This is a genomic window from Streptomyces sp. NBC_00078, assembly GCF_026343335.1.
Taxonomy (GTDB): Bacteria; Actinomycetota; Actinomycetes; order Streptomycetales; family Streptomycetaceae; genus Streptomyces.
Window position 1 is genome coordinate 8,284,953 of the sequence record NZ_JAPELX010000001.1, and the last position, 22,090, is coordinate 8,307,042.

At 71.3% G+C, this 22,090-nt stretch carries 20 protein-coding genes; 12 read left to right on the forward strand and 8 right to left on the reverse strand.

The features are described 5' to 3' along the window. The first annotated feature begins 34 nt into the window (after nt 1-34). Genes OOK07_RS38515 through OOK07_RS38530 form a run of 4 tightly spaced genes read left to right on the forward strand, consistent with a single transcriptional unit; the run spans nt 35 to nt 3,244 of the window. Nucleotides 35-1,384, forward strand: coding sequence for an L-fuconate dehydratase (locus tag OOK07_RS38515; protein ID WP_266801160.1), 1,350 nt, complete (start codon nt 35-37; stop codon nt 1,382-1,384). Further along, entirely contained in the window at nt 1,381-2,136 is a 756-nt protein-coding gene (locus OOK07_RS38520) for an SDR family NAD(P)-dependent oxidoreductase (RefSeq protein ID WP_266801162.1), read from the forward strand. The genes OOK07_RS38515 and OOK07_RS38520 overlap by 4 nt, the downstream gene beginning before the upstream one ends. After that, nucleotides 2,133-3,119, forward strand: coding sequence for an aldo/keto reductase (locus OOK07_RS38525; protein WP_266801163.1), 987 nt, complete (start codon nt 2,133-2,135; stop codon nt 3,117-3,119). The genes OOK07_RS38520 and OOK07_RS38525 overlap by 4 nt, the downstream gene beginning before the upstream one ends. Then, entirely contained in the window at nt 3,116-3,244 is a 129-nt protein-coding gene (locus OOK07_RS38530) for a hypothetical protein (RefSeq protein WP_266801164.1), read from the forward strand. Before OOK07_RS38525 ends, OOK07_RS38530 begins: the two co-directional genes overlap by 4 nt. 173 nt (nt 3,245-3,417) lie before the next feature. Here the strand turns inward: OOK07_RS38530 and OOK07_RS38535 are convergent, their stop codons facing one another. Then, entirely contained in the window at nt 3,418-4,839 is a 1,422-nt protein-coding gene (locus OOK07_RS38535; protein ID WP_266801165.1) for a lipase maturation factor family protein, read from the reverse strand. A gap of 273 nt (nt 4,840-5,112) precedes the next feature. Here OOK07_RS38535 and OOK07_RS38540 point away from each other — a divergent pair, with 273 nt between their 5' ends. After that, nucleotides 5,113-7,200: a SpoIIE family protein phosphatase gene (locus OOK07_RS38540; RefSeq protein ID WP_266801166.1), complete on the forward strand. Its 2,088-nt coding sequence runs from the start codon at nt 5,113-5,115 to the stop codon at nt 7,198-7,200. Between the two features lie 41 nt (nt 7,201-7,241). Next, the gene (locus OOK07_RS38545; RefSeq protein WP_266801167.1) at nt 7,242-8,105 is read left to right on the forward strand and encodes an Fpg/Nei family DNA glycosylase; all 864 of its coding nucleotides are present in this window, start codon (nt 7,242-7,244) and stop codon (nt 8,103-8,105) included. A 126-nt stretch (nt 8,106-8,231) separates the two neighbouring features. Here OOK07_RS38545 and OOK07_RS38550 read toward each other — a convergent pair whose 3' ends face one another. The 3 genes from OOK07_RS38550 to OOK07_RS38560 all read right to left on the reverse strand — a co-directional run bounded on the left by OOK07_RS38550 (nt 8,232) and on the right by OOK07_RS38560 (nt 10,259). Next, nucleotides 8,232-8,888 (reverse strand): zf-HC2 domain-containing protein, encoded by a 657-nt coding sequence (locus OOK07_RS38550; protein ID WP_266801169.1) that lies wholly within the window; start codon nt 8,886-8,888, stop codon nt 8,232-8,234. Nucleotides 8,889-9,039: 151 nt separating this feature from the next. Beyond that, entirely contained in the window at nt 9,040-9,555 is a 516-nt protein-coding gene (locus OOK07_RS38555; protein WP_266801170.1) for a hypothetical protein, read from the reverse strand. A 158-nt stretch (nt 9,556-9,713) separates the two neighbouring features. Continuing rightward, a complete protein-coding gene (locus tag OOK07_RS38560) occupies nt 9,714-10,259 on the reverse strand; it encodes a sigma-70 family RNA polymerase sigma factor (RefSeq protein WP_266801172.1) in 546 nt (181 codons plus the stop codon). A 234-nt stretch (nt 10,260-10,493) separates the two neighbouring features. Between OOK07_RS38560 and OOK07_RS38565 the strand changes: the two genes are divergently transcribed. Both OOK07_RS38565 and OOK07_RS38570 read left to right on the forward strand, forming a co-directional pair. After that, the gene (locus tag OOK07_RS38565; RefSeq protein ID WP_266801173.1) at nt 10,494-11,648 is read left to right on the forward strand and encodes a CapA family protein; all 1,155 of its coding nucleotides are present in this window, start codon (nt 10,494-10,496) and stop codon (nt 11,646-11,648) included. An 8-nt stretch (nt 11,649-11,656) separates the two neighbouring features. Next, complete coding sequence (locus OOK07_RS38570) at nt 11,657-11,995, forward strand: hypothetical protein (RefSeq protein ID WP_266801175.1); 339 nt, start codon at nt 11,657-11,659, stop codon at nt 11,993-11,995. Between the two features lie 9 nt (nt 11,996-12,004). Here OOK07_RS38570 and OOK07_RS38575 read toward each other — a convergent pair whose 3' ends face one another. Next, nucleotides 12,005-12,466: a universal stress protein gene (locus OOK07_RS38575; RefSeq protein WP_266801176.1), complete on the reverse strand. Its 462-nt coding sequence runs from the start codon at nt 12,464-12,466 to the stop codon at nt 12,005-12,007. A gap of 90 nt (nt 12,467-12,556) precedes the next feature. Here OOK07_RS38575 and lysX point away from each other — a divergent pair, with 90 nt between their 5' ends. Together lysX and OOK07_RS38585 are read left to right on the forward strand one after the other, a co-directional pair. Then, nucleotides 12,557-15,835, forward strand: coding sequence for a bifunctional lysylphosphatidylglycerol synthetase/lysine--tRNA ligase LysX (gene lysX / locus OOK07_RS38580; RefSeq protein WP_266801177.1), 3,279 nt, complete (start codon nt 12,557-12,559; stop codon nt 15,833-15,835). A 208-nt stretch (nt 15,836-16,043) separates the two neighbouring features. Further along, entirely contained in the window at nt 16,044-16,892 is an 849-nt protein-coding gene (locus OOK07_RS38585; protein ID WP_266801178.1) for a polysaccharide deacetylase family protein, read from the forward strand. A 31-nt stretch (nt 16,893-16,923) separates the two neighbouring features. Here OOK07_RS38585 and OOK07_RS38590 read toward each other — a convergent pair whose 3' ends face one another. Beyond that, nucleotides 16,924-17,589 carry a class F sortase gene (locus OOK07_RS38590; protein WP_266801179.1) on the reverse strand — a complete coding sequence of 222 codons (666 nt, stop codon included), beginning with the start codon at nt 17,587-17,589 and terminating at the stop codon, nt 16,924-16,926. 332 nt (nt 17,590-17,921) lie between these two features. Here OOK07_RS38590 and OOK07_RS38595 point away from each other — a divergent pair, with 332 nt between their 5' ends. Further along, complete coding sequence (locus tag OOK07_RS38595) at nt 17,922-18,416, forward strand: hypothetical protein (RefSeq protein WP_266801181.1); 495 nt, start codon at nt 17,922-17,924, stop codon at nt 18,414-18,416. Nucleotides 18,417-18,520: 104 nt separating this feature from the next. On the opposite strand, the gene OOK07_RS38600 is transcribed toward OOK07_RS38595, so the two are convergent. Next, nucleotides 18,521-19,075: a hypothetical protein gene (locus OOK07_RS38600; protein ID WP_266801183.1), complete on the reverse strand. Its 555-nt coding sequence runs from the start codon at nt 19,073-19,075 to the stop codon at nt 18,521-18,523. A 201-nt stretch (nt 19,076-19,276) separates the two neighbouring features. After that, nucleotides 19,277-20,041 (reverse strand): bestrophin-like domain, encoded by a 765-nt coding sequence (locus tag OOK07_RS38605; protein WP_266801185.1) that lies wholly within the window; start codon nt 20,039-20,041, stop codon nt 19,277-19,279. Nucleotides 20,042-20,940: 899 nt separating this feature from the next. Between OOK07_RS38605 and OOK07_RS38610 the strand changes: the two genes are divergently transcribed. Continuing rightward, nucleotides 20,941-21,900 (forward strand): SCO0930 family lipoprotein, encoded by a 960-nt coding sequence (locus OOK07_RS38610; RefSeq protein ID WP_266801187.1) that lies wholly within the window; start codon nt 20,941-20,943, stop codon nt 21,898-21,900. The last annotated feature ends 190 nt before the right edge of the window (nt 21,901-22,090 follow it).

A 22,090-nucleotide genomic window follows, 5' to 3' on the forward strand; every position in this document is an offset into this window, starting at 1 on the left:
TCCGCCCGACCTGCCACCGACCGAAAGGCCCCCTGTGTCCCCGACACCCGACCCCTCCTGCCGCATCTCCGCGGTCGACACCTTCGACGTCCGTTTCCCGACCTCGCGCGAACTCGACGGCTCCGACGCGATGAATCCGGATCCCGACTACTCGGCCGCGTACGTCGTGCTGCGTACCGATGCCGAGGAGGGACCCGAGGGGCACGGCTTCACCTTCACCATCGGGCGGGGCAACGAGGTCCAGGTCGCCGCGATCCACGCGCTGCGCCACCATGTGGTCGGACGGTCCGTCGACGAGGTGTGCGCCGACCCGGGGGCCCTCTACCGGGATCTCGTCGGCGACAGTCAGCTGCGCTGGCTCGGGCCCGAGAAGGGGGTGATACACATGGCGATCGGCGCGGTCGTCAACGCCGCGTGGGACCTGGCGGCCAAGCGGGCGGGCAAGCCGCTGTGGCGGCTGCTCGCCGAGGCCGACCCCGAGTGGCTGGTCGGGCAGATCGACTTCCGTTACCTCACGGACGCGCTCACGCCCCAGGAGGCGCTGGAGATCCTGCGCCGGGGCAGGCCCGGCGCCGAGGAGCGCACGGCCCGACTGCTGGAGCGCGGATACCCCGGCTACACGACGTCGGCCGGCTGGCTCGGCTACAGCGACGAGAAGCTCACCCGGCTCGCCGCTCAGGCGATCGCTGACGGCTTCAGGCAGATCAAGCTCAAGGTCGGGGCGGACCTCGACGACGACATACGCCGCTGCCGGGTCGCCCGGTCCGTCGTCGGCCCGGACATCCGTGTCGCGATCGACGCCAACCAGCGCTGGGGCGTCGACGAGGCGGTCCGCTGGACCAGGGCGCTGGCCGAGTTCGACCCGTACTGGATCGAGGAGCCCACCAGCCCCGACGACGTCCTCGGCCATGCGGCGATCCGCAGGGCGGTCGCACCGGTCAAGGTCGCGACCGGCGAGCACGTGCAGAACCGGATCGTGTTCAAGCAGCTCCTGCAGGCCGGCGCCCTCGACGTCCTCCAGATCGACGCGGCCCGCGTCGGCGGCGTCAACGAGAACCTCGCGATCCTGCTGCTCGCGGCCAAGTTCGGCGTGCCGGTCTGCCCGCACGCGGGCGGCGTGGGCCTGTGCGAACTCGTCCAGCACCTGTCGATGTTCGACTACGTGGCGGTCTCCGGGACCACTCAGGACCGGGTGATCGAGTACGTCGACCATCTGCACGACCACTTCCTCGACCCCGTGGTGATCCGCGAGGGTCACTACACGGCACCCACCGCGCCGGGCTTCTCGGCCGCGATGCGCCCCGAGTCCATCGCGCGGTACACCTTCCCCGGCGGCACCTTCTGGGCCGCCGACCTCGACGAGAAGAACGGACAGGCAGCATGAGCGACTTCGAGGGGCTCAAGGCCCTGGTCACGGGCGGAGCCTCGGGCATCGGACGGGCGACGGCCGAACTCCTCGCCGCCCGCGGCGCCCAGGTAGCCGTCCTCGACCTCGATCCCACCTCGGTCGACAAGCCGCTGCTCGCCTACCGGACCGACGTCACCGACGACGCGTCGGTGCGCGAGGCGGTGGCAGCCGCCGCGGCCGAACTCGGCGGGCTGGACATCCTGGTGAACAACGCGGGCGTCGGAGCCCTGGGCACCGTCGAGGACAACGACGACGCCGAATGGCACCGCGTCCTCGACGTCAACGTCGTCGGCATGGTCCGCGTCAGCCGCGCCGCCCTGCCGCACCTGCGCCGCTCCGAGCACGCGGCCATCGTCAACACCTGCTCCATCGGGGCCACCGCGGGCCTGCCGCAGCGGGCGCTGTACTGCGCGACGAAGGGTGCCGTGTACTCGTTGACCCTCGCCATGGCCGCCGACCACGTCCGCGAGGGTATCCGCGTCAACTGCGTCAACCCCGGTACGGCGGACACCCCGTGGATCGGCCGGCTGCTCGACGCCGCCCCCGACCCCGCCGCCGAACGCGCCGCCCTGGAGGGCCGCCAGCCCACCGGCCGCCTCGTCAGCGCCGCCGAAGTCGCGGGCGCCATCGCCTACTTGGCGAGCCCGCTGTCCGGCGCCACCACCGGCACCTCCCTCGCCGTCGACGGCGGCATGCAGGGCCTGCGCCTGAGGCCGGTGGGCCAGTGAAGCGGCTCGGGGGCAGCGGCGTCGACGTCAGCGCGCTGGGCTTCGGCGCCGCCGGCATCGGCAACCTCTACGCGGAACTCAGCGACAAGCAGGCCCACCAGGCCATCGAGGCCGCCTGGGACGAGGGCATCCGGTACTTCGACACGGCCCCGCACTACGGCCTCGGCCTGTCCGAACGCCGCCTCGGCGCCGCCCTGCGCGCTCGCCCCCGTACCGCCTACACGATCTCCACCAAGGTGGGCCGCCGCCTGGAGCCGTCCGACGCGGGCGGCGACGACCTCGCGGACGGCTTCGCCGTGCCCGCCACCCACCGCCGCGTGTGGGACTTCAGTGCCGACGGCGTACGCCGCAGCCTGGACGCCAGCCTGGAACGCCTCGGCCTGGACCGCGTCGACGTCGTCTACCTCCACGACCCCGACGACCACGCCGAACAGGCCTTCAAGGAGGGCTATCCGGCGCTGGAGAAGCTGCGCGCGGAAGGCGTCGTGGGCGCGATCGGCGCCGGAATGAACCAGGCCGAGATGCTCACCCGCTTCGTCCGGGACACCGACGTCGACGTGGTGCTGTGCGCCGGCCGCTACACGCTGCTCGACCAGCGGGCCCTTGCCGAACTGCTGCCCGCAGCCCAAAAACGCGGCACCTCCGTGGTGATCGGCGGTGCCTTCAACTCCGGCCTGCTGGCCGACCCGCAGTCCGCGGCGACGTACGACTACGCCGCGGCGCCCCCCGAGATACTGCAGCGCGCCCTGCATCTGCAATCCGTCGCCGAGCGCCACGGCACGCACCTGCGCGCCGCGGCCCTCGCCTTCTGCGCCGCCCATCCGGCGGTGGCCGGCGTCCTGGTCGGCGCCCGCACCCCGGTCGAGGTCCGCGACTGCGCCGAACAGTTCGCCGCACACGTACCCGCATCCTTCTGGCAGGAGCTCCGCGGCACCGGCCTCCTGCCCGCCGAAGCCCCCGTACCCGTCGAGGAACCGTCATGAGAGCCGCCCTGCCCACCACGGTCCGCGCGGCCCGGATCGCCGCGGCGGACCCCGGCTCCTGGAGCGTGGACGACCTCCGCCCGTACACCGAGGCGGCCCTGGAGGCCCTCCGCCCGCACCTCTGATGTTCGGCTCGGACCCGGCCGGTGTGCACGGCGGCCGCGACGTACGGCGAAGTACTGTCCCCGACGCGGGAGTTGACGGGAGGTCTCGACGCAGGCGAACGCGCGGACCTCTTCGATGGTGCAGTGACCCGGGTGCACGGCCTCTGACGCCCGGCGGCGCCTCGCGCCGGACGTCAGCTGCGCTGGGCCACCCCCGCCAGCCGCGTCGGCGGAAGATACTCCCGCACATACGTCCGCTCCCAGCACGCGCCCGTCTCCCGTAGCTCGCGCCAGCTCGTGTACTGGTAGCGGAAGAGGCGGGCGCGGATGTAGCGGGGCGGCGCGTCGGGCGGGAACGGGGACCGGCGCAGCAGCCGCAGCGTGTCGCGGTCGTTCTCCAGCAGCCGTTCCACCAGGGCGCCGAACCATGCCCCGGCGTACGAGGGGGAGAGCGCGGCGAACCACATCAGCCAGTCCAGGCGCAGGTGGTACGGCGCGAACTGACGTGGCCAGCGCCCTGGATCGCCCGGCTTGCCCTTGAACTCGTACTCCCGCCACTCCGAGTCCTCGTGCGGTACGGCGTCGTCCGTGCCCTCGATCACCACCTCGTACCGCTGCCGGCTGACGCTGCCGAACGCGCCGTAGGTGTTGACCAGGTGGAGCGGGTCGAAGGAGCGGTTCATCACCTGGCGGCGGGAGAGCATGTTGCGGACCGGTTGGTGACTGAGGGTGAGGAGCAGCGCGGCGACGACGAGGACCACGACCTCGTACCAGAGGGGCGCGCCTGGCACGGACGGCGCGTCGGCCGGGAGCCCGAGCGCCGAGACGGCGAGTACGACGGTGATCCAGTTCAGCCAGGCGAAGTTGCCCGACAGCACCAGCCACAGCTGGGTGACGATCATCAGGGACGCGGCGGCCGTGGCGACCGGCTGGGGAGTGAACAGCAGTACGGGGACGAGGAGTTGTGTGACGTGGTTGGCGGCCACCTCGACGCGGTGCAGGGGCCGCGGGAGGTGGTGGAAGAACCAGCTCAGCGGACCCGGCATCGGCTGCGTCTCGTGGTGGTAGTCCAGGCACGTCAGCTTCCGCCAGCACGCGTCGCCGCGCATCTTGATCAGGCCCGCGCCGAACTCCACCCGGAACAGGATCCAGCGCAGCAGGAACAGGACCACGATCGGCGGGGCCACGTCGTCGTTGCCGAGGAAGACGGCCAGGAAGCCCACTTCCAGCAGCAGGGACTCCCAGCCGAACGCGTACCAGGTCTGGCCGACGTTGACGATCGACAGGTACAGCGCCCACAGGAGAAGCCACAGCGCCATCCCCGCCCAGAGCGGGAGCCGGGAGTCCAGCCCGGCGGTCAGCGCCGCCGAGGCGGCGCAGCCAGTCCAGCAGCAGACCGCGAAGAAGCGGTCCGAATAGTGGAGTTGGAACAGGCTCGGCGCCTGCCTGAAGCGGACCCGCTCGACGAAGAGGGGGACCGGCAGCATGCCCCGCTCACCGATCAGCGCCCGGAACTGCCGCGCCGCCGTCAGGAACGCCACGAGGTACAGGCCGGCCAGCGCCCGCTGGAAGACCAGCCGGCTCCACCAGTACTCGGGTGCGGTGAACCAGTCCACGGCCGTGCGCTCCTCACTCCACATTGTCGCGCCGAACCTTATGTCACGCTCCGTGTGTCCTTCTTCCGCTTGCGTAACCCACGTGAATGACGCTGAATGACGCAGACAACAGTGACGCATCGCCTGCAGTGAGGCGGGAAGACGAGCTGCGCGCTGCATCTTCGACAGTCCCACCGGTGTCCCCGACGGCTGACCACCGATCGAGACCGGGAGCCTGGAATTCCTCCCTCCTCCCCGGTCGAAGAATCGGGGGAAGCCTGGCAAGGTGGGCCCATGGTTGATCGGGGCGTGAGCGCCCTGTCTCTCCCGGACGACTGGCCCGCCCACCCGGATCCGATCCTGGCGCTCAACCGCATGGGCAGCTTCGACTGGGACCTGGACAGCGGTCTGTTCCACATGGACTCCCAGGCCCACGAGGTCTTCGACCTGCGCCCTGACGAGTACGACGACCACCCCGAGACCCTTGCCGTACGGGTGCCCAGATCCGAGGCCTACCGGCTCGACGCGGTGGTCGCGCAGGCCATGAAGGACGGCAGCGAGAACTACGGCGCCTACTTCCGCATCCGCCGCCGCGACGGCACCCTGCGCTGGACCCACACCCAGGGCTACATCCGGCGCGACGAGACGGGCCGTCCGCGCCGCATCATCGGCATCGTCCGGGACGCCACCCAGGAACTGGGCGACAGCGAGGCCCGCAGGGAGCAGGCCGCCCAGGACGCGGCCCGGCGCGAGCAGACCAACGTCGTCCAGCTCACCACGGCCGCCCTCGCGCACGCCCGTACCGTCCAGGACGTCATCGACGTCGTCAAGGACACCCACGGCCTCACCCATCTGGGCGCCACCAGCCTGGTCATGGGCCTGGTCGAGGCCGGCCGCATCCGGCTGATCGCGGAGGGCCCGGCGGGCAGCTTCGTCCCGGGCACCCTCGTCACCCGCATCGACGAGCCCTACCCGATGAGCGAGGCCGTACGGACCCTCACGCCCTGCTTCATCGAGTCGCCCGAGGAGTTCGCCGCGCGCTATCCCCTGCTGTGGCCGCACATCACCGGCCTGAAGATCACCGCGGCCGCCTATCTGCCGCTGATCGTCCAGGCCCGGCCGATCGGCGCGATGGGCCTGCTCTACAGCGACCGGCGTGGTTTTTCCACCGAGGACCGCAACGTGCTGCTCGCCCTCGGCAGCAGCATCGCGCAGAGCCTGCAGCGGGCCACCTTCTACGAGCAGGAGAAGGACCTGGCCACCGGCCTCCAGCAGGCGATGCTGCCGCGCACCATCCCGAGTGTCCGGGGCGCCGACGTCGCCGTCCGTTACCGCGCCGGTACCGCCGCCGGCTCCCTGGACCGGGACATCGGCGGCGACTGGTACGACCTGATCCCGCTGCCCGGCGGCAGGGTCGGCGCCGTCATCGGCGACGTCCAGGGCCACGACACGCACGCGGCCGCCGTCATGGGCCAGCTGCGCATCGTCCTGCGCGCCTATGCCGCCGAGGGGCACACCCCCGCGACCGTCATGGCCCGCGCCTCCGTCTTCCTCAACGAACTGGACACGGACCGCTTCGCGACCTGCCTGTACGCGGAGGCCGACCTGTCCACCGGGGTGGTCCAGGTGGTCCGCGCCGGACACATCGACCCGCTGATCCGGAGCACGGACGGCAGCTGCCGTCGCGTCGCGGTCCCCGGCGGACTGCCGCTCGGTCTTTCCGCCGAGTTCGGGAGCCTGGAGTACCCGGTCGGCACCCTGGAACTCGACCCCGGCGACACCCTCCTGCTGTGCACAGACGGCCTGGTCGAACAGCCCGGCGCGGATCTCGACGAGGGCGTGCAGGTCCTCACCGCGCTCATCGCCTCCGGCCCGCAGGACGTACGGGACCTCGCGGACTGCCTCATCGACGTGGCCGAGGAACGCGGCGGCGACGACGACGTGGCGCTGCTCCTGCTGCGCCGCCGCGCCCTGGACACCGCGCAGCCCGGCGGCCGGCTCCAGCAGCACGTGGCACCCGGCGACCCCGAGGCCCTCACCCAGGCCCGGCACATGATCGGGGCCGCGGTCCGTGCCTGGGGCGCCAAGGAGCGCGCCGACGAGATCGAGCTGGTCGCCGACGAGATGATCACCAACGCGCTGATGCACACCGAGGGCTCCGCGATCGTGACCCTCAGGGTCCTCGGCGGCAGCGACCGCCGTCTGCGCGTCGAGGTCGAGGACTCCTCCAGTGCCCTGCCGCGCCGCCGTGAGGCGGGGGAGTCGGGCGTCTCCGGGCGGGGCCTGCTGCTGGTCGAACTGCTCACGGATGCGTGGGGCGTGGAGGCCCGGGGCGGCGGCAAGTGCGTGTGGTGCGAGTTCGTGGTCCCCGGACTCGACTGATCCCCTCTGGCACTGTCGGTGCCGGATGGCACTCTGGACGTATGCCGGAACTCCCCGAGGTCGAAGCACTCAAGGACTTCCTCACCGAGCACCTGGTCGGTCACGAGGTCGTGCGGGTGCTGCCCGTCGCGATCAGCGTCCTCAAGACGTACGACCCCCCGCCCACGGCCGTCGAGGGCCGCGAGGTCACCGCCGTGCACCGGCACGGCAAGTTCCTGGACCTGGAGACGGACGGCGGCCCGCACTTCGTGACCCATCTGGCCCGCGCGGGCTGGCTGCACTGGAAGGACAGACTTCCCGACGGCCCGCCCCGCCCCGGCAAGGGACCACTCGCCCTGCGCGTGGCCCTGGAGACGGGGGCGGGCTTCGACCTCACGGAGGCGGGCACCCAAAAACGCCTCGCTGTGTACGTGGTCCGGGACCCCCAGGAGATCCCGGGCGTGGCCCGCCTCGGCCCCGACCCGCTCGCGGACGACTTCGACGAGAGACGCTTCACGGAACTCCTCCGACCCGAGCGGCGCCGGCTCAAGGGGGCCCTGCGCGACCAGAGCCTGATCGCGGGCGTGGGCAACGCGTACAGCGACGAGATCCTGCACGCCGCGAAGATGTCCCCGTTCAAACTGGCCGCGTCCCTCACACCCGAGGACACCACCCGCCTCTACGAGGCCCTGCGGGCCACGCTCACCGAGGCGGTCGAGCGCTCCCGGGGAGTGGCGGCGGGCCGGCTGAAGGCGGAGAAGAAGAGCGGCCTGCGTGTCCACGGCCGCACCGGTGAACCCTGCCCGGTGTGCGGCGACACGATCCGCGAGGTCTCCTTCAGCGATTCCTCGCTGCAGTACTGCCCGACCTGCCAGACGGGGGGCAAGCCACTGGCGGACCGGCGGATGTCACGGCTGCTCAAGTAGTCGCCGACGCGCTCGCGGCCCGGACGAGCCGGCAGGGCCTTGAAGGGGCGGATGCGGGGAACGGCGCGGCCGGTCACGAGGGCGTCGCAGACGATCGACGGCCCATCGGCACTTCCAGCGGTGCGCTCAGCCGTGCTGGAGCGTCACGAGGTGTTCCCCGGTCGCGGTGCGCACCTCGTACCGGGCGATCTCACCGGTGTGCATGGCCGAGCTGCCCTGGACGGTGATCGGGCGGGCGTCGTGGCCGGGGACGGTCCAGCTGCTGACGGTCTGTTCGGAGCCGTCGCGGCCGATGGCGATCAGACGACAGGAACGCGGGCCCGCGCCGTCCTTCACCTCCAACTTGACCCGGCTGCCCGATTTCTCGTCCTGGGTCGTCACCTGGGCCCACACGCCCGACTTCGTGTCGGTCGCCGCCATCCGTACGGCCGCGTTGCGCGTGCTGCCCTCCGCCATCATCGTGAGCCCGGGCCCGGCCACCCCGATCACCAGGGACGCGGCCACGGCGTACAGGAAGCGCCGGCGTCCGGCCCGGTGCCGGGTCGCCACCGCGGCCAGCAGCCGGTCCAGCAGCTGGGGGCCGGGCCGGGTCAGGGGACTCACGAACCGTGGCGTCGACCGGCGATACAGCATCATCTGCCGGGTGATGGGTCCGAATTCGGTCACGGAGGCCGCGCAGCGCGTGCACTCCATGAGGTGGTCCTCGAAGCGGAAGGCGTCCGCCTCGTCCAGCACGCCGAGCGCGTACGCGGCGACGTCGCGATGCCTCTCCTGGGACCTCATGCCGAATCCTCGTGCCGTTGGGTGTGGGTGGGGTTACTCCTTGCTCCCACCGGTACGCACCAGACAGCCGAATCACTCAAGGCACCTACAGAATCGCAAGCAAGTGATTCGGAGCCGTCAGGGCCGCGGATTGGCCCGAATCTCAACAAGGCTAAAAAAGGTGGATGGCGAGGTGACCGAGCGGCAGACCCAGTTGCCACGCCTTCGTCCACACCTTCGGGCCCTCGTCCTCGCCGGCCGCCCCGGCCCCGCCCGGCACCGCGTTCAGGTCGGGCGCGAGCAGCTCGGTCTCCTCCAGCCAGCGCCAGGCCGCCTCAGCAAGCTCCAAGTCCGGAACACAGCCGCCGGACTCGGCCGCTTCGGCGGCGACCGCGGTCATCCGCTCACGCACCCAGTCCTGCCACGGCTGGTCGTACGCCGTCAGCGACAGCCAGGTCTCCAGCTGGGTGACCACCCTGATGCCGGGGAGCTCGCCGTCCGTGTCCGAGAGGAAGACGGTCAGCGCCAGGGCGTCCCGCCCGGCGCGGAACTCGAAGGACGTCGGTGGCATCAGGTCGCCCGTCCGCAGCAACTCGTCGGCGATGTACTCGGCGTACAGCCAGGCCATGGGGACGACCAGTTCACCGCCGCCGGTGCCGTCCGTGCTCTCTTGACCTCTGTGCAGCATCCCTTCCTGCCTTCCTCCGGTGCGTGCGCGTCGCCCGAATCCGGGCCCCTGTGTGAGGCCCCCCGAGCCCCCAGTCCGGAACACGGATGAGGACAGCTGATTGCTCAACCGGGGTCCTCAGCAAGGCGCTTTACGGAGGTTTGACTCAGCCGACGGTTTCACCGCAGGTCGGCCGAATATCCCGGAAGCACCCGGCGCAGGGCGCGCAGCGCGTAGTACGCGCGGGACTTCACGGTACCGGCAGGGATTCCGAGGGTTTCGGCGGCTTCCGCAACACTCGCCCCCTGGAAGTACACGAGCACCAGGACTTCACGGTGCTGCGGAGTGAGTGTCTTCACAGCCTCGCGTACGTCGAGGGCGGCGGCCGCCCGCTCGGCGTGGTCGCCGATCACCCGGGCGTTCTCCAGGATCGCGTCCCCGACCTCGGGCGGCCGTGCCTGCCGGGCCCGTCGCGCGTCGATGGCGAGCCGTCGTCCGACGGTCATGAGCCACGGCCGTACGGAATCGAAGTCGTCGGCGCGCAGCGCCTCGGGATGCTGCCAGGCGCGGACGAGGGTCTCCTGCACGAGGTCCTCGGCCCGCTGCCGGTCGCCGTCACAGAGCCGGAGCAGGAGCGCGAAGAGGGGCCGGCCGTGCTCCCGCTGCAGTGCGGCGAGCTCGTGGTCGGCGGTCGTCCCGTTCGTGAGGGTGGTTCCGGCCGTCATGGGCGTATGGCATCGCAGTGGACCGGTTTGGGACAGGGTCCGCACCAGGCTCTGCGGCGGACGGTCGATCGCGTCGACGAACGGTTCGACGAACGGTTCCGGACACCGCCGGACGCGGTCCTGGAGGCCTGTTCACGGGCGCCGGACGGGCTAATCGGTGGGCCGGGGTTGTTTGGGGGCGCCCAGAAGTTCGTACCTATTTGTCCGTAAATAGGACCACAGTGGGGTGAGCTGATGATTGCACGCAGACGACAGGTTGCCCTGGCCCTGACGGCCCTGCTGGCAGCGGGCGCCGCCTGCCAGGCCCGGCACCACCAACCGTCCACCGCCGGACGGCCGGCCCCGGCCCAGTCCGCAGCCCGCGGATTCACGCTGGTCGCCTCCGGCGACGTCCTCCCGCACAGCACGGTCATCGACCGTGCGCGCTTCGACGCCGGTGGCACCGGCTACGACTTCCGTCCGATGCTCCAGGGCGTCGAACCCGTCATCTCCCGCGCCGATCTGGCGCTGTGTCACATGGAGACCGTCTACGGGGCGAACGGTGACTACACCGACCACCCCGTCTTCAAGTCCCCGCCCGAGATCGCCCAGGGCCTCGCAGCGACCGGCTACGACGGCTGCTCCACGGCCTCCGAACACAGCCTCGACGACGGAGCCGACGGTGTCCGCCGCACTCTCGACGCCCTCGACCGCGCGGGTGTGCGGCACACCGGTTCGGCACGCACCGAGGCCGAGGCGCGCACCGTCACGATCCTGCGCGCAGGCCCCGCCAAGGTCGCCCACCTCGCCTACACCTTTGACACCGGCGGCCATCCGCTGCCGCAGGGCCAGCCGTGGGCCGTGAACCTGATGAACGAGAACAGCATCATCACGGACGCCCGGGCGGCCCGGCGGGCGGGCGCCGACGTGGTGGTCGTCTCCCTGCACTGGGGCACCGAATGGCAGGACGCGCCCGACCGGCAACAGCTCGCGCTGTCCCAGCAGCTGACCGCCTCCCGCACGGGCGGGCGCCCCGACGTCGACCTCATCCTCGGCACCCACGCCCACGTCCCGCAGGCGTACGAGAAGGTCAACGGCACCTGGGTCGTCTACGGCATGGGCGATCAGATCGCAGGCGAGATGGCCGACAACGCCGGAGCCCAGGACCCGCGCGGCAACGAGTCCACCCTCGGCCGCTTCACCTTCACCCGGCCCGCCCGGCCGGGGGGCCGCTGGGAGGTCACCAAGGCGGAGTTCATTCCGCAGATGTTCGACGTCGACGCCGGACGGGTGGTGAACCTCAACCAGGCGCTCGCCCAGGGCGCGGAGGTGAAGGCCGTACGCGACGCGATCCGGGACGTGGTGCTCAGCCGGGGCGCCGCGAAGGACGGGCTGGCGATGGGGCAGTAGGCCGGACCATGCCCGCGCGGACCGCCTCTCAGGACGGGCTCGGGGAGGCCGATGCCGACGAGCGGCTCGGCGTGCGCGACGCGGGCGGGCAGCCGGGGCGCAGCGGGGCGGAGAGCGGAGCCCCGGCGCCGGCGGTCGCCCCTTGTTTCCGCCAGCCGCCCTTCAGTGCCGGGGCCCGCCCGCTGTGGGGAGGTGACGCGCCCGTGTTCACCCCCTACGGCACGCATTTCACCCAGACGTTCCACGGGTGCTGCCCCGATCGCTCGACGCCGCGAAGGACCGAAGCGGACAACCGCATGGCCGTCCTCGCCGAGCCGGGTGAAGAAGCCGTGTTCCGTGGCCGGTGACCGTGACGCCTACGGCACCACGGTCACCGGCCACCGTCCGGCCTTCACCAGCCGGATGGCCACCGAGCCGACGATCCGGTGCCCTGCCTGCTCCGAGGCGCCCACCACCACCGCGTCCGCCTTCAGCTCGTCGGCCGCCTTCACCAGGCCGCCGTACGGGTCACCGCGGAACGTGTGGAACTCCCAGCGGACGTCGAATATCCCCTTCATCCGCTCGGTCGCGTCCCGGATCTGGGCGACCAGGTCCTCCGCGATCGCGTCCGTCGTCTCGGCGACCGGCACCCCCATGGCCGCACCGGCCGCCATCACCGGCTGCACGTACACGACGGCGAGCAGCGCATGCTGGCGCCGGGCCAGGCCGCCGGCATATGCCGCGGCGCGCAGTGAGGAGTCGGAGCCGTCCACTCCGACCACGATGACCTTGGGCCCGTCGGTGCCCCGCTCGAACTGGTTGGAGTGCTGTTCCGTCACGGCTGCGAGGCTATCGGAAGCCCCAGGTCCCCCCGTCATGCGGGACCTCTCGACGGGCGCGGCAGCCGTGCCCTTCCTACAGTCGGAACCATGAGTGCCACAGCGGAGGTCTCTCCGCCCAAGGACACCACCGGCCGGATACGGCCGCCCGGCCACGGGCCGATGAGCAAGGTGCCCGAGGCCTTCGCGGCCTTCTTCGGCGCCCTCGGACTGCTCTGCGTGCTGCTGGCGCTCATCCCACCGCTGCGCGCCCTGCTGCGCCCGGTGGTCCGCTTCCTCGACCTGCTCATCGTCCCGGTCAGCGCCAACCTCGCCTACGCCGTCTTCCTCTTCCTGCTCGCCGCCGCGACCGCCGCCCGCAAGAAGATCGCCTGGTGGCTGGTCGTCGTCTACCTGGGACTGCTGGTCCTCGACGACGTCCTCGGCGTGGCGTTGGGCCTGTACGCCGAGTCCATCCCCTCGCTCGTCGTCTGCTCCCTCGCGCTGACCCTGCTGATCGTCGCCCGCCGGGAGTTCTACGCCGCCTCCCGCCGCGCCGCCGTCCGACGCGCCCTGCTCGTGCTGCTCGCCGGGCTCGCCGTCGGCATCCTCGTCGGCTGGGGCCTGGTGGAGCTGTTCCCCGGCACGCTCCCACGCGGCCAGCGCCTGCCATGGGCCGCCAACCGGGTCCTGGGCGGTCTGGTCTCGGGCCGTTCCTTCGACGGCCGCCCACCCCGAGCCCTGTTCTTCCTGCTCGGCCTGTTCGGCGCCCTCGCCCTGCTCAACGCCGCCGCCACCCTGTTCCGTTCGCAGCGAATGGAATCCGCCCTGCACGGTGACGAGGAGCCCCGCCTCCGCGCCCTCCTGGGGGCCTACGGCGAGCAGGACTCCCTCGGCTACTTCGCCACCCGCCGCGACAAGGCCGTCGTCTTCTCGCGCAGCGGCAAGGCCGCCGTCACCTACCGCGTCGAAGCCGGCGTCTGCCTTGCCAGCGGTGACCCCGTGGGCGACCGTGAGGCGTGGCCGCACGCCATCGCCGCCTGGCTGGACGTGGCCCGCCGACACGCCTGGGCCCCCGCCGCGATGGGCGCCTCGGAGGACGGCGCCAAGGCCTTCGCCCGCGCCGGACTCGGCGCGCTGCAACTCGGCGACGAGGCGATCCTGAACGTCGCCGGCTTCGACCTCGACGGCCGCGACATGCGGGTCACCCGGCAGGCCGTGCACCGGGTCCGCCGCACCGGTGCCCACTGCCGCGTCCGCCGCCACGCCACCCTGACCGACGAGGAGATGGAGGCGGTCGTCGACAAGGCCGATGCCTGGCGCGACACCGAGACCGAACGCGGCTTCTCCATGGCCCTGGACCGCCTCGGCGACCCGTCCGACGGCGACTGCCTCCTCGTAGAAGCCCTCAGCGAGGACGGCCGCCTCCTCGCCCTGCTTTCCTTCGTGCCCTGGGGCCGCGACGGCGTCTCCCTCGACCTGATGCGCCGTGACCGCAGCGCACCCAACGGGGTCATGGAGTTCATGGTCGCCGACCTGTGCGCCGCCGCCCCGAAGCTGGGCGTCCGCAGGATCTCCCTCAACTTCGCCGTCTTCCGCTCGGCCTTCGAGGAGGGCGCCCGCATCGGCGCCGGACCCGTCCTCAGGCTGTGGCGGCGCCTGTTGCTGTTCTTCTCCCGTTGGTGGCAGCTGGAGGCCCTGTACCGCTCCAACGCCAAGTACCACCCCGAGTGGTACCCCCGCTTCATCTGCTACGGGGACACCGGCTCGCTCGCCCGTATCGGCCTGGCCTCCGCCATCGCCGAAGGCTTCGTTTCCGTACCGTCCCTGCGCAAACTCTGGGGAAAGGGGCACCCGAGGGGCGCGTCCAGGCCCGCGACGACCGAGGGCCTGCCGTCGCTGTCGGCGCTCGGCCTCGCCGGAGGGGACGAGGCCGGGCCCGGCGATCCGCATGCCGGCCTGCCCGAACAGGTCCGCATCCGGCACCGCACCCTCGACCGGCTGCGCGCCGACGGCACCGACCCCTACCCCGTCGGCATACCGCAGCGCACCCACGCCCTCGCCGACGTCCGCGAGGGCGAGCAGGTCACCGTCGCGGGCCGCATCATGCTGGTCCGCGACTTCGGCGGCATCGTCTTCGCCGTACTGCGCGACTGGTCAGGCGACCGCCAACTCGCCCTCACCCATGAGGACTCCGGTCCCGCCCTGGACCGCTTCACCGCCGACACCGACATCGGCGACCACATCACCGCCACCGGCCGCGCGGGCATCAGCGACAAGGGCGAGCTGACCGTCTTCGTCACCTCCTGGCAGCTCGTGGGCAAGTGCCTGCGCCCGCTGCCCGACAAGCGCAGGGGCCTCGCCGACCCCGAGGCCAAGGTCCGCATGCGCTACCTCGACCTGGTCTCCAGCCCCGAGGCCCGCGCGGTGGTCCGCGCCCGCTCCACCGCCGTACAGGCCCTGCGCCAGGGCCTGTTGGAGCGCGGCTACCTCGAGGTCGAGACGCCGATGCTGCAGCAGATCCACGGCGGCGCCAACGCCCGCCCCTTCACCACCCACATCAACGCCTACGACCTCGACCTCTACCTGCGTATCGCCCCCGAGCTGTATCTGAAGCGGTTGTGCGTCGGCGGGATGGAGAAGGTCTTCGAGCTGGGCCGCACCTTCCGCAACGAGGGCGTCTCCTACAAGCACAACCCCGAGTTCACGATGCTGGAGGCCTACCAGGCCTTCGCCGACTACGACGTGATGCTCGACCTCGCCCGTGAACTGATCCAGGGCGCGGCCACCGCCGCCTTCGGCTCACCCGTCGCCCACAAGGACGGCAAGGTGTACGACATCTCCGGGGCCTGGCCGGTCAAGACGGTCCACGGCGCGATCTCCGAGGCGCTGGGGGAGGAGATCGACGCGGACACGGACCTGGAGGCGCTGCTACGGCTGTGCGACCGGGCCGGCGTCCCGTACACCGCCGACGACGGCCGCGGCGACGTCGTACTCGAAATGTACGAACGCCTCGTCGAGGAGAAGACCCGACTCCCCACCTTCTACAAGGACTTCCCGACCGACGTCTCCCCTCTGACCCGCCAGCACCGCACCGACCCGCGACTGGCCGAGCGCTGGGACCTGGTCGCCTTCGGCACTGAACTCGGCACCGCCTACTCCGAGTTGACGGACCCCGTCGAACAGCGTCGCCGCCTCACCGCCCAGTCACTGCTGGCCGCCGGGGGAGACCCCGAGGCGATGGAGCTGGACGAGGACTTCCTCGACGCCCTCGAATACGCGATGCCGCCCACCGGAGGCCTGGGCATCGGCGTCGACCGGCTGGTCATGTTCCTCACGGGCCTGACGATCCGCGAGACGCTGCCGTTCCCCCTGGTACGCCGTCGCTGACCGCCCACGCCTGCGGTGCGCGCCCGCCGGCACACGCCGGTACCCGCCGGCATCCTCCGGAACCTCGGGACGCCGAAAGCGAGTTCACGCCCCCGTGCCGGCGACACACCGCGACCGGGCCCGGCTGCTTGGGCCAGGCAGGTGGATTTCTGCCGCCGATTCGGTGTTGCTGGGGAGCGTCGGCCTTCGGGCGGGCGACTGATGAGTCATGCAGAAGGATCAGTTGCTCACGCGGCGCCGGGCGTTGATCGCGGGCGCCGCCGTTCTGGGCGCGGCCGGCACCGGTGGCGCCCTCGCGATGACTGGGGGCGAGGAGCCGGTCCGGCGAGCCCCCGCCCCCGCTGCCCCCGCCGCCGGCCCCCAGGCCGGCTCGCTCAGGCCCTCCGCCTATCGTCTTCGGCCCCTGACCGGGTACGGGGGGCCGCCGCGTGCGGCACCCGGCAGGACGCCCGTGCGGCACGAGCCGTTCCTGCGCATGTCCGGCCGCGGTCGCACGATGGTGCTGACCTTCGACGACGGACCCGACCCCCGCTACACCCCGCACATCCTGGACACTCTGGCCGAGCACGATGTCCGCGCCATGTTCTTCGTGTGCGGGGAGATGGCCGTCGACAACCAGGACCTGCTGGCCCGGATGGCCGACGACGGCCACATCGTCGGCAACCACACCTGGACCCATCCCCTGCTGACCCGTCTCAAACGCTCCCGGATCCGCTCCGAGATGGAGCGCACCAGCGACGTCATCGAGAAGGCGTACGGGGAGCGGCCCGTGTGGTTCAGGGCCCCCTACGGTGCCTGGAACCGCGCGGCCTTCCAACTCGGCGCGGAGATGGGCATGGAGCCCCTCGCCTGGACGGTCGACAGCCTCGACTGGACCACCCCCGGCACCCGCACCATCGTCCACCGTGTCGAAAACGGCGCCGCCCCCGGTGTCGTGGTGCTGTCGCACGACGCCGGGGGCAACCGTTCCCAGAGTGTCCGGGCCCTGCGCTCCTATCTTCCGCAACTACTGGATTCCGGCTACCACATCACCCTGCCGAGAAGGCGACACGCATAACCGGATTCCGTCCGCCCGGTCGGGAAAACGCTCAGCGGACCTCGACCAGGCGGGCGAAGACGACGACGTTCCCGTCGTAACCGTGCTGCTTCGAGAATCCGCCCCCGCAGGTGATGACCCGCAGTTCCGGGCCGCCTTTTGACGCGTAGACGCGGTCGCCGGGGAAGTTGTTCTTGTCGAAGACCTCGATGCCGTAGATCTCGAACACGGCCGTCTTTCCGTCCTTCCGGGCGACCTCGACACGACTTCCCTTTTTCAGGGCGCCGAGGTTGTAGAAAACGGCAGGGCCCTGTTTGTTGTCGACGTGGCCCACCACCACCGCGGTGCCCTTCTCGCCGGGAGAGACGCCGCCGGTGAACCAGCCCGCCAGATTCGGGTCCTCCGGGGGCGGCGCCGCGACCCAGCCGTCCGAGTCCAGGCCGACGGGAAGGACCGGTGCGTCGACCCGGATCGTGGGGATCCTGACCCGGTCGGGCAGGGCGTACGGCAGCGGCTGGACGGTGCCCGGGGCGCCGGGGACGCGGCTGTCGGCGGCGGCCGCGGAGGCGGGCTGCGGCGGACCCACGTCGAACTCTCCCGAGCCGTTACGAATGAGCGCGAGGCCGGTCAGCAGAACAAGCGCTATCACGCCCCAAGGAGCACGCTTCTTCCGCCGCTCCTCCTCTTCAGCCAGTTCGGCCAACTCGGACGCAGACATTCGTTTCCCCTCTCGACGCGGCCGTCGCCCCGCCATTCGCGCATGAGGACAACGCTAAATGCCGCGGGTGAAACCGGCGACGGGACGGAAGCGAACGGGTGGCCTCGGCGCTTCGGGTGCGCCATCCGAGTTGCGGCGGACGAGGAATTTTCTGACGGTCCGTGACCTGCGGCGATATCCGATTGTGCGGCAATGGCCCGGCGTGTCCTCTCACCAGGACGGACCATCGCCGAAATGCGGGCACGTCCAGGGCAACTGAGGGTTTTTCTGGGAGACGCTTTCTCGCCGACAGACCGGGGACGGGCCCCGGGGCGTCTTCCGCGGAGGATCACATGAGTACTCATCGTGCCCTGGCGGTCTCTGCCGCCGCCGTCGCCGCCCTCGGCCTCACCGCGCCGGTGGCCGCCGCGCGGGACGGCATGAACATCAGCCCGACCAACATCGTCGCCCTGCCCAGTGTCATCGCCCGTGGCGGTCAGCTGACCATCACCGTCGACGGCTGCCCTGGCGGCGGCACGGCGACCTCGGAGGCGTTCCAGCCCACGCCTCTGACCCCGGTCAGAAACACCAACACGGCCAGGGGCACCGCGACGGTCAACAGGAACGCGCGGACGGGTTCGCACAGCATCACCGTCAACTGCAACGGCAAGACCCTGACGAACCCTGCCGCCTTCACCGTCATCGGCGGCGTCCAGGGCGGTCTCGGCGGCAGCAGCTCCAGCGGGGCGACGCCGACCGACGTGGCGATCGGTGGCGGGCTCGTGGCCGCGGCCGTCGTGGCCGGCGGGGTGTTCTGGTTGCGCCGGAGGTCCGAGAGGCGCATCTGACCCCTCCCCGGATCCGACCTTCCCGCTTCGGACAACTGCTCGCACGCCGACAGGCCTTCGCCCCGGAACCTGCCCAGGGTTCCGGGGCGAAGGCCTGTCTGTCCTCAGGCGTCGTCCTCGCCGTTGCGGCGGCGCGAGAAGTGGTACGCCGCCCCGACCGAGCCCGCGATGAGCGCCGCGCCCATCCCGATCTCCTTGAGGTCGAACCCGGCGAGGCTGCCGCCCTCACCGGCGTGCACGCCGCGGCTGGGAGTGACGGGCACCACCGTGGGGTTGACCGGTACGGGTGTCGGGTGGTGCGGGTGGCCGCCGGCGATGGTCAGATCCGTGGAACCGCTGGCGCCGTCACAGGTGAACGTCACCCGGTACACGGCGCCCGGCTTGGCGTCCCAGTCGACCTTCGCCTGTGCCCAGGAACTGCCCGGCCGGATGGTGACCGTGTCGAACACCGCCGATCTGACCGTCGCAGGTCCCTTGCAGTCGCCGTCCCGGTTCACATGAAGCGTGACCTGGGCACCGGCCGCGGCGGTCGAGGGCAGGACGCTGAAGGCGAAAGGTGTGAAGTGGTGGCCGTCGTCTCCGGCGACGGCGGCCGGTGCGGAGAGGGCCAGGGCGCCGACGCCCAGCAGTGCGGCCGAAGCGACGCGTATCGCGCGCATGATGTTCCTCCGGTCCCCGAGGAGCAGCTGCGGACCCTTTCCGCTTTCAGGGAAAATGCACCTCGATAACCGAAACGCTAGGAACAGGTGTGCGTGCGCGCGATCGGAGTAGCGCGAATGGGGCAACCTGGTGGGTCGGCCAGGGGACGGTGGCGGCGTGGCGCGCGTCCCCCGGCGGGCGGTTCGTCGGGTGAGAGCCGGTCAGGACTGGATGTGCGGGAAGAGATTCAAGAACGGTGACGCCGAGGCGGTGATGCCCCGGGTGTACGGCGCGTCGAAGTCCCAGATGAGGAACAGCAGGAAGGCGATCAGAGCGGAGAACATCCCGGCGAGGATCAGTTCACGCATGGTGCGCCGGATCTGCAGCGCGAAGATCATCCCGATGGTGACCACGGCCCCGGCGAGCAGCCCGAACCACACCACACCCGGCATGGTCGCCCCCATGGAGTCGGCCCGGGCGTTGCGGGCCTGGTCCGCCGCGGTGACCTGGTCCAGGAGCGGCTGGTACGCCTGGGCCTCGAAGTCCGTCCTCGGCTGGTAGTCGGTGACGTCCTGGCGGATGCGGGCGAAGAGTTCGTCGCCGCGCGAGGTGAGGCGGCCGTCGTCGGCCATTGTCTTCCACTCGGTGTTGACGACCTGTCCGACATAGGCGTTGACATCGTCCCGAATCCGGTCACGGACGTCGGCCGGATAGACCCGCACCCGCTCCGAGATCTCGTGCAGTGCGACGGCCTCCGCCTGCACATGGTCCTGGGCGGCGCTGCGTCCCTCCCACACCCCGGCGATGGCCAGGCCCAGGACGATGGCGTACACCACGCCGATCCACATGGTCATGTACTCGATGACGTCCGGGGTCTCGTTGGGGTCCTCGTCCTCGGGCGCGGCCCGGTGCCGCACGAAGGTGATGATGACCACGACGGCGCAGGCGGCCAGCATCGCGAGGGTGAGAACAAGCCATTCCGGCAAGAGATGCCTCCAGAAATCAGCGCGGCCGCAGGGCGGCGACGGCGATCACGGCGGGCGCCGTGATGATCAGGACAAAGACGATCGGTGACGCGGGGCCGTGCGACGGGCTCTTGCGTACCGGCGTCCGGTAGTGCGGGTAGCTCAGCGGGGCCGCGACCGGACGGGGGGTCGGCTTCGCCGGCGGCCTCGGGGCGGGGGGCGGAGCCGGAGGGGCCGGCGCGGGCGGCGGAGCCGGACTCGGGGTCGGGCGAGGTGGCGCGGGCCGCCCAGGCGCCGGAGAGGGCGAGGCGTGCGGCGGTTCGGGTTTCGGTGGCGGCTTCGGTGTCGGTTTCGGGGTGGGCGTGGGCGTCGGAGGAGGCGGCTTCGGCCGGGGTGGTGTCGGCGTGGGCTTGGGTGCCGGTGTGGGGGACGGTGTCGGCTCGGGCGGGGGGCACATCGGGGGAGTCGGCCAGGAGAGGTCTCCGGCGACCGCCACCGCCTGTATGCCGTCCGGGCCGGCCGAGGCGTATGCGCAGGCGTCGGCCGTCGCCGGGCCGGCCGGTGCTCCCACCAGCAGCCAGGTCAACGTCACCACCGCCAACGCCCTTGCGGCGAAGGCGGTTTGGTTCGGTTCGGGTCCATACACGACGAAGATCATGAGCCTTGGCGCGCCGAGGCGTGCCGGAGCGCGCCGAGATTGGCCCGAACGGGGGATGAAGGGCGTGCGGTGGTTTGACCGGCGTGCACCCGGGCGGCCGTAGATGCGTACGTATGTGCGAGTTGGGGTGCCGGTGTCACGGGTTCGGGAAAGAAATTTGTGAGGCGGTTGAACACAACCACCGGTCCCGTTCGTACCCATGCTCGTGCAGCGGCGCAGCAGGGCGCTGCAACACCGTTGTGATTATGGGGAGTTGTTGACGATGAAGACCTCCTGGCGGAGCGCCTCGTATGTGGTGGGCGCCGCGGCCATGCTGGCCCTGACGACGGCGTGCGGCCAGGACAGCGGCACTTCCTCCGTGGGCAGTCAGAACGTGGGGGCCACGGCCGCGGCGGGCGATTACGGCAGCGTCGGCGCCGGTGGCACGACCGCCGCCAGCCCCAGCAACGGCTACGGGGCCGACGGGCAGGGCTCCGCGGCCCAGGCCTCGGCCGCGGGCAAGCTTGCCGTCACCCAGAACGCCGAGCTGGGCAAGGTGCTGACGGACGGCGGCGGTCTGACCCTGTACCGCTTCGACGCGGACACCGCCGAGCCGCCCAAGTCGAGCTGCGACGGCGACTGTGCCAAGACCTGGCCGCCGGTTCCCGCGGACGACGCCACGGCCGGGGCGGGCATCGACAAGGCACTGCTCGGTGAGGTCACCCGGGCCGACGGCACCAAGCAGCTGACCATCAGCGGCTGGCCCGCGTACCGCTATGCGAAGGACTCCAAGGCCGGGGACACCACCGGTCAGGGCGTGGGCGGCAAGTGGTACGCGCTCGCCCCCGACGGCAAGAAGGCCACGCTCGCGAGCCTGCCGGGTCTGTCCGTGCGCACCGACCCCAAGCTCGGCAAGATCGTCGTCGACAAGAACGGCATGACGGTCTACCGCTTCCTGAAGGACGTGGCCTGGCCCGACCCGATCTCCAACTGCACCGGTTCCTGCCTGGACAAGTGGCCGGCCGTCGCCCCGGTCGAGCCCAACGACACCAAGGGCATCGAGAAGAAGGGCCTGATGGGCTTCACCCGCCCCGACGGCGTCAAGCAGATGACCGTCGACTGCTGGCCGGCGTACACCTTCTCCGGTGACAACGCACCCGGGCAGACCAACGGCCAGGGCGTGGGCGGCACGTGGTACGCCATGGCGCCCGACGGAAAGCCGGTCGGCGCGCCGAAGAAGTAGCCGTCACCTCCCCAGGGTTGATTGCACCGGACGCGCGTACGACCGTGGTCCGCCCCCTCCGCACCGCACGGAGGGGGCGGACCTCTTTGCGTTGTGCGGCTGGAGGGCCGGGGGCCGGTCCCAGGGGCGGCGCAGTACCGGACGAATGCGGCAAGTGCCACAGGCAGTGACCGGGAACGGACGGTCAATT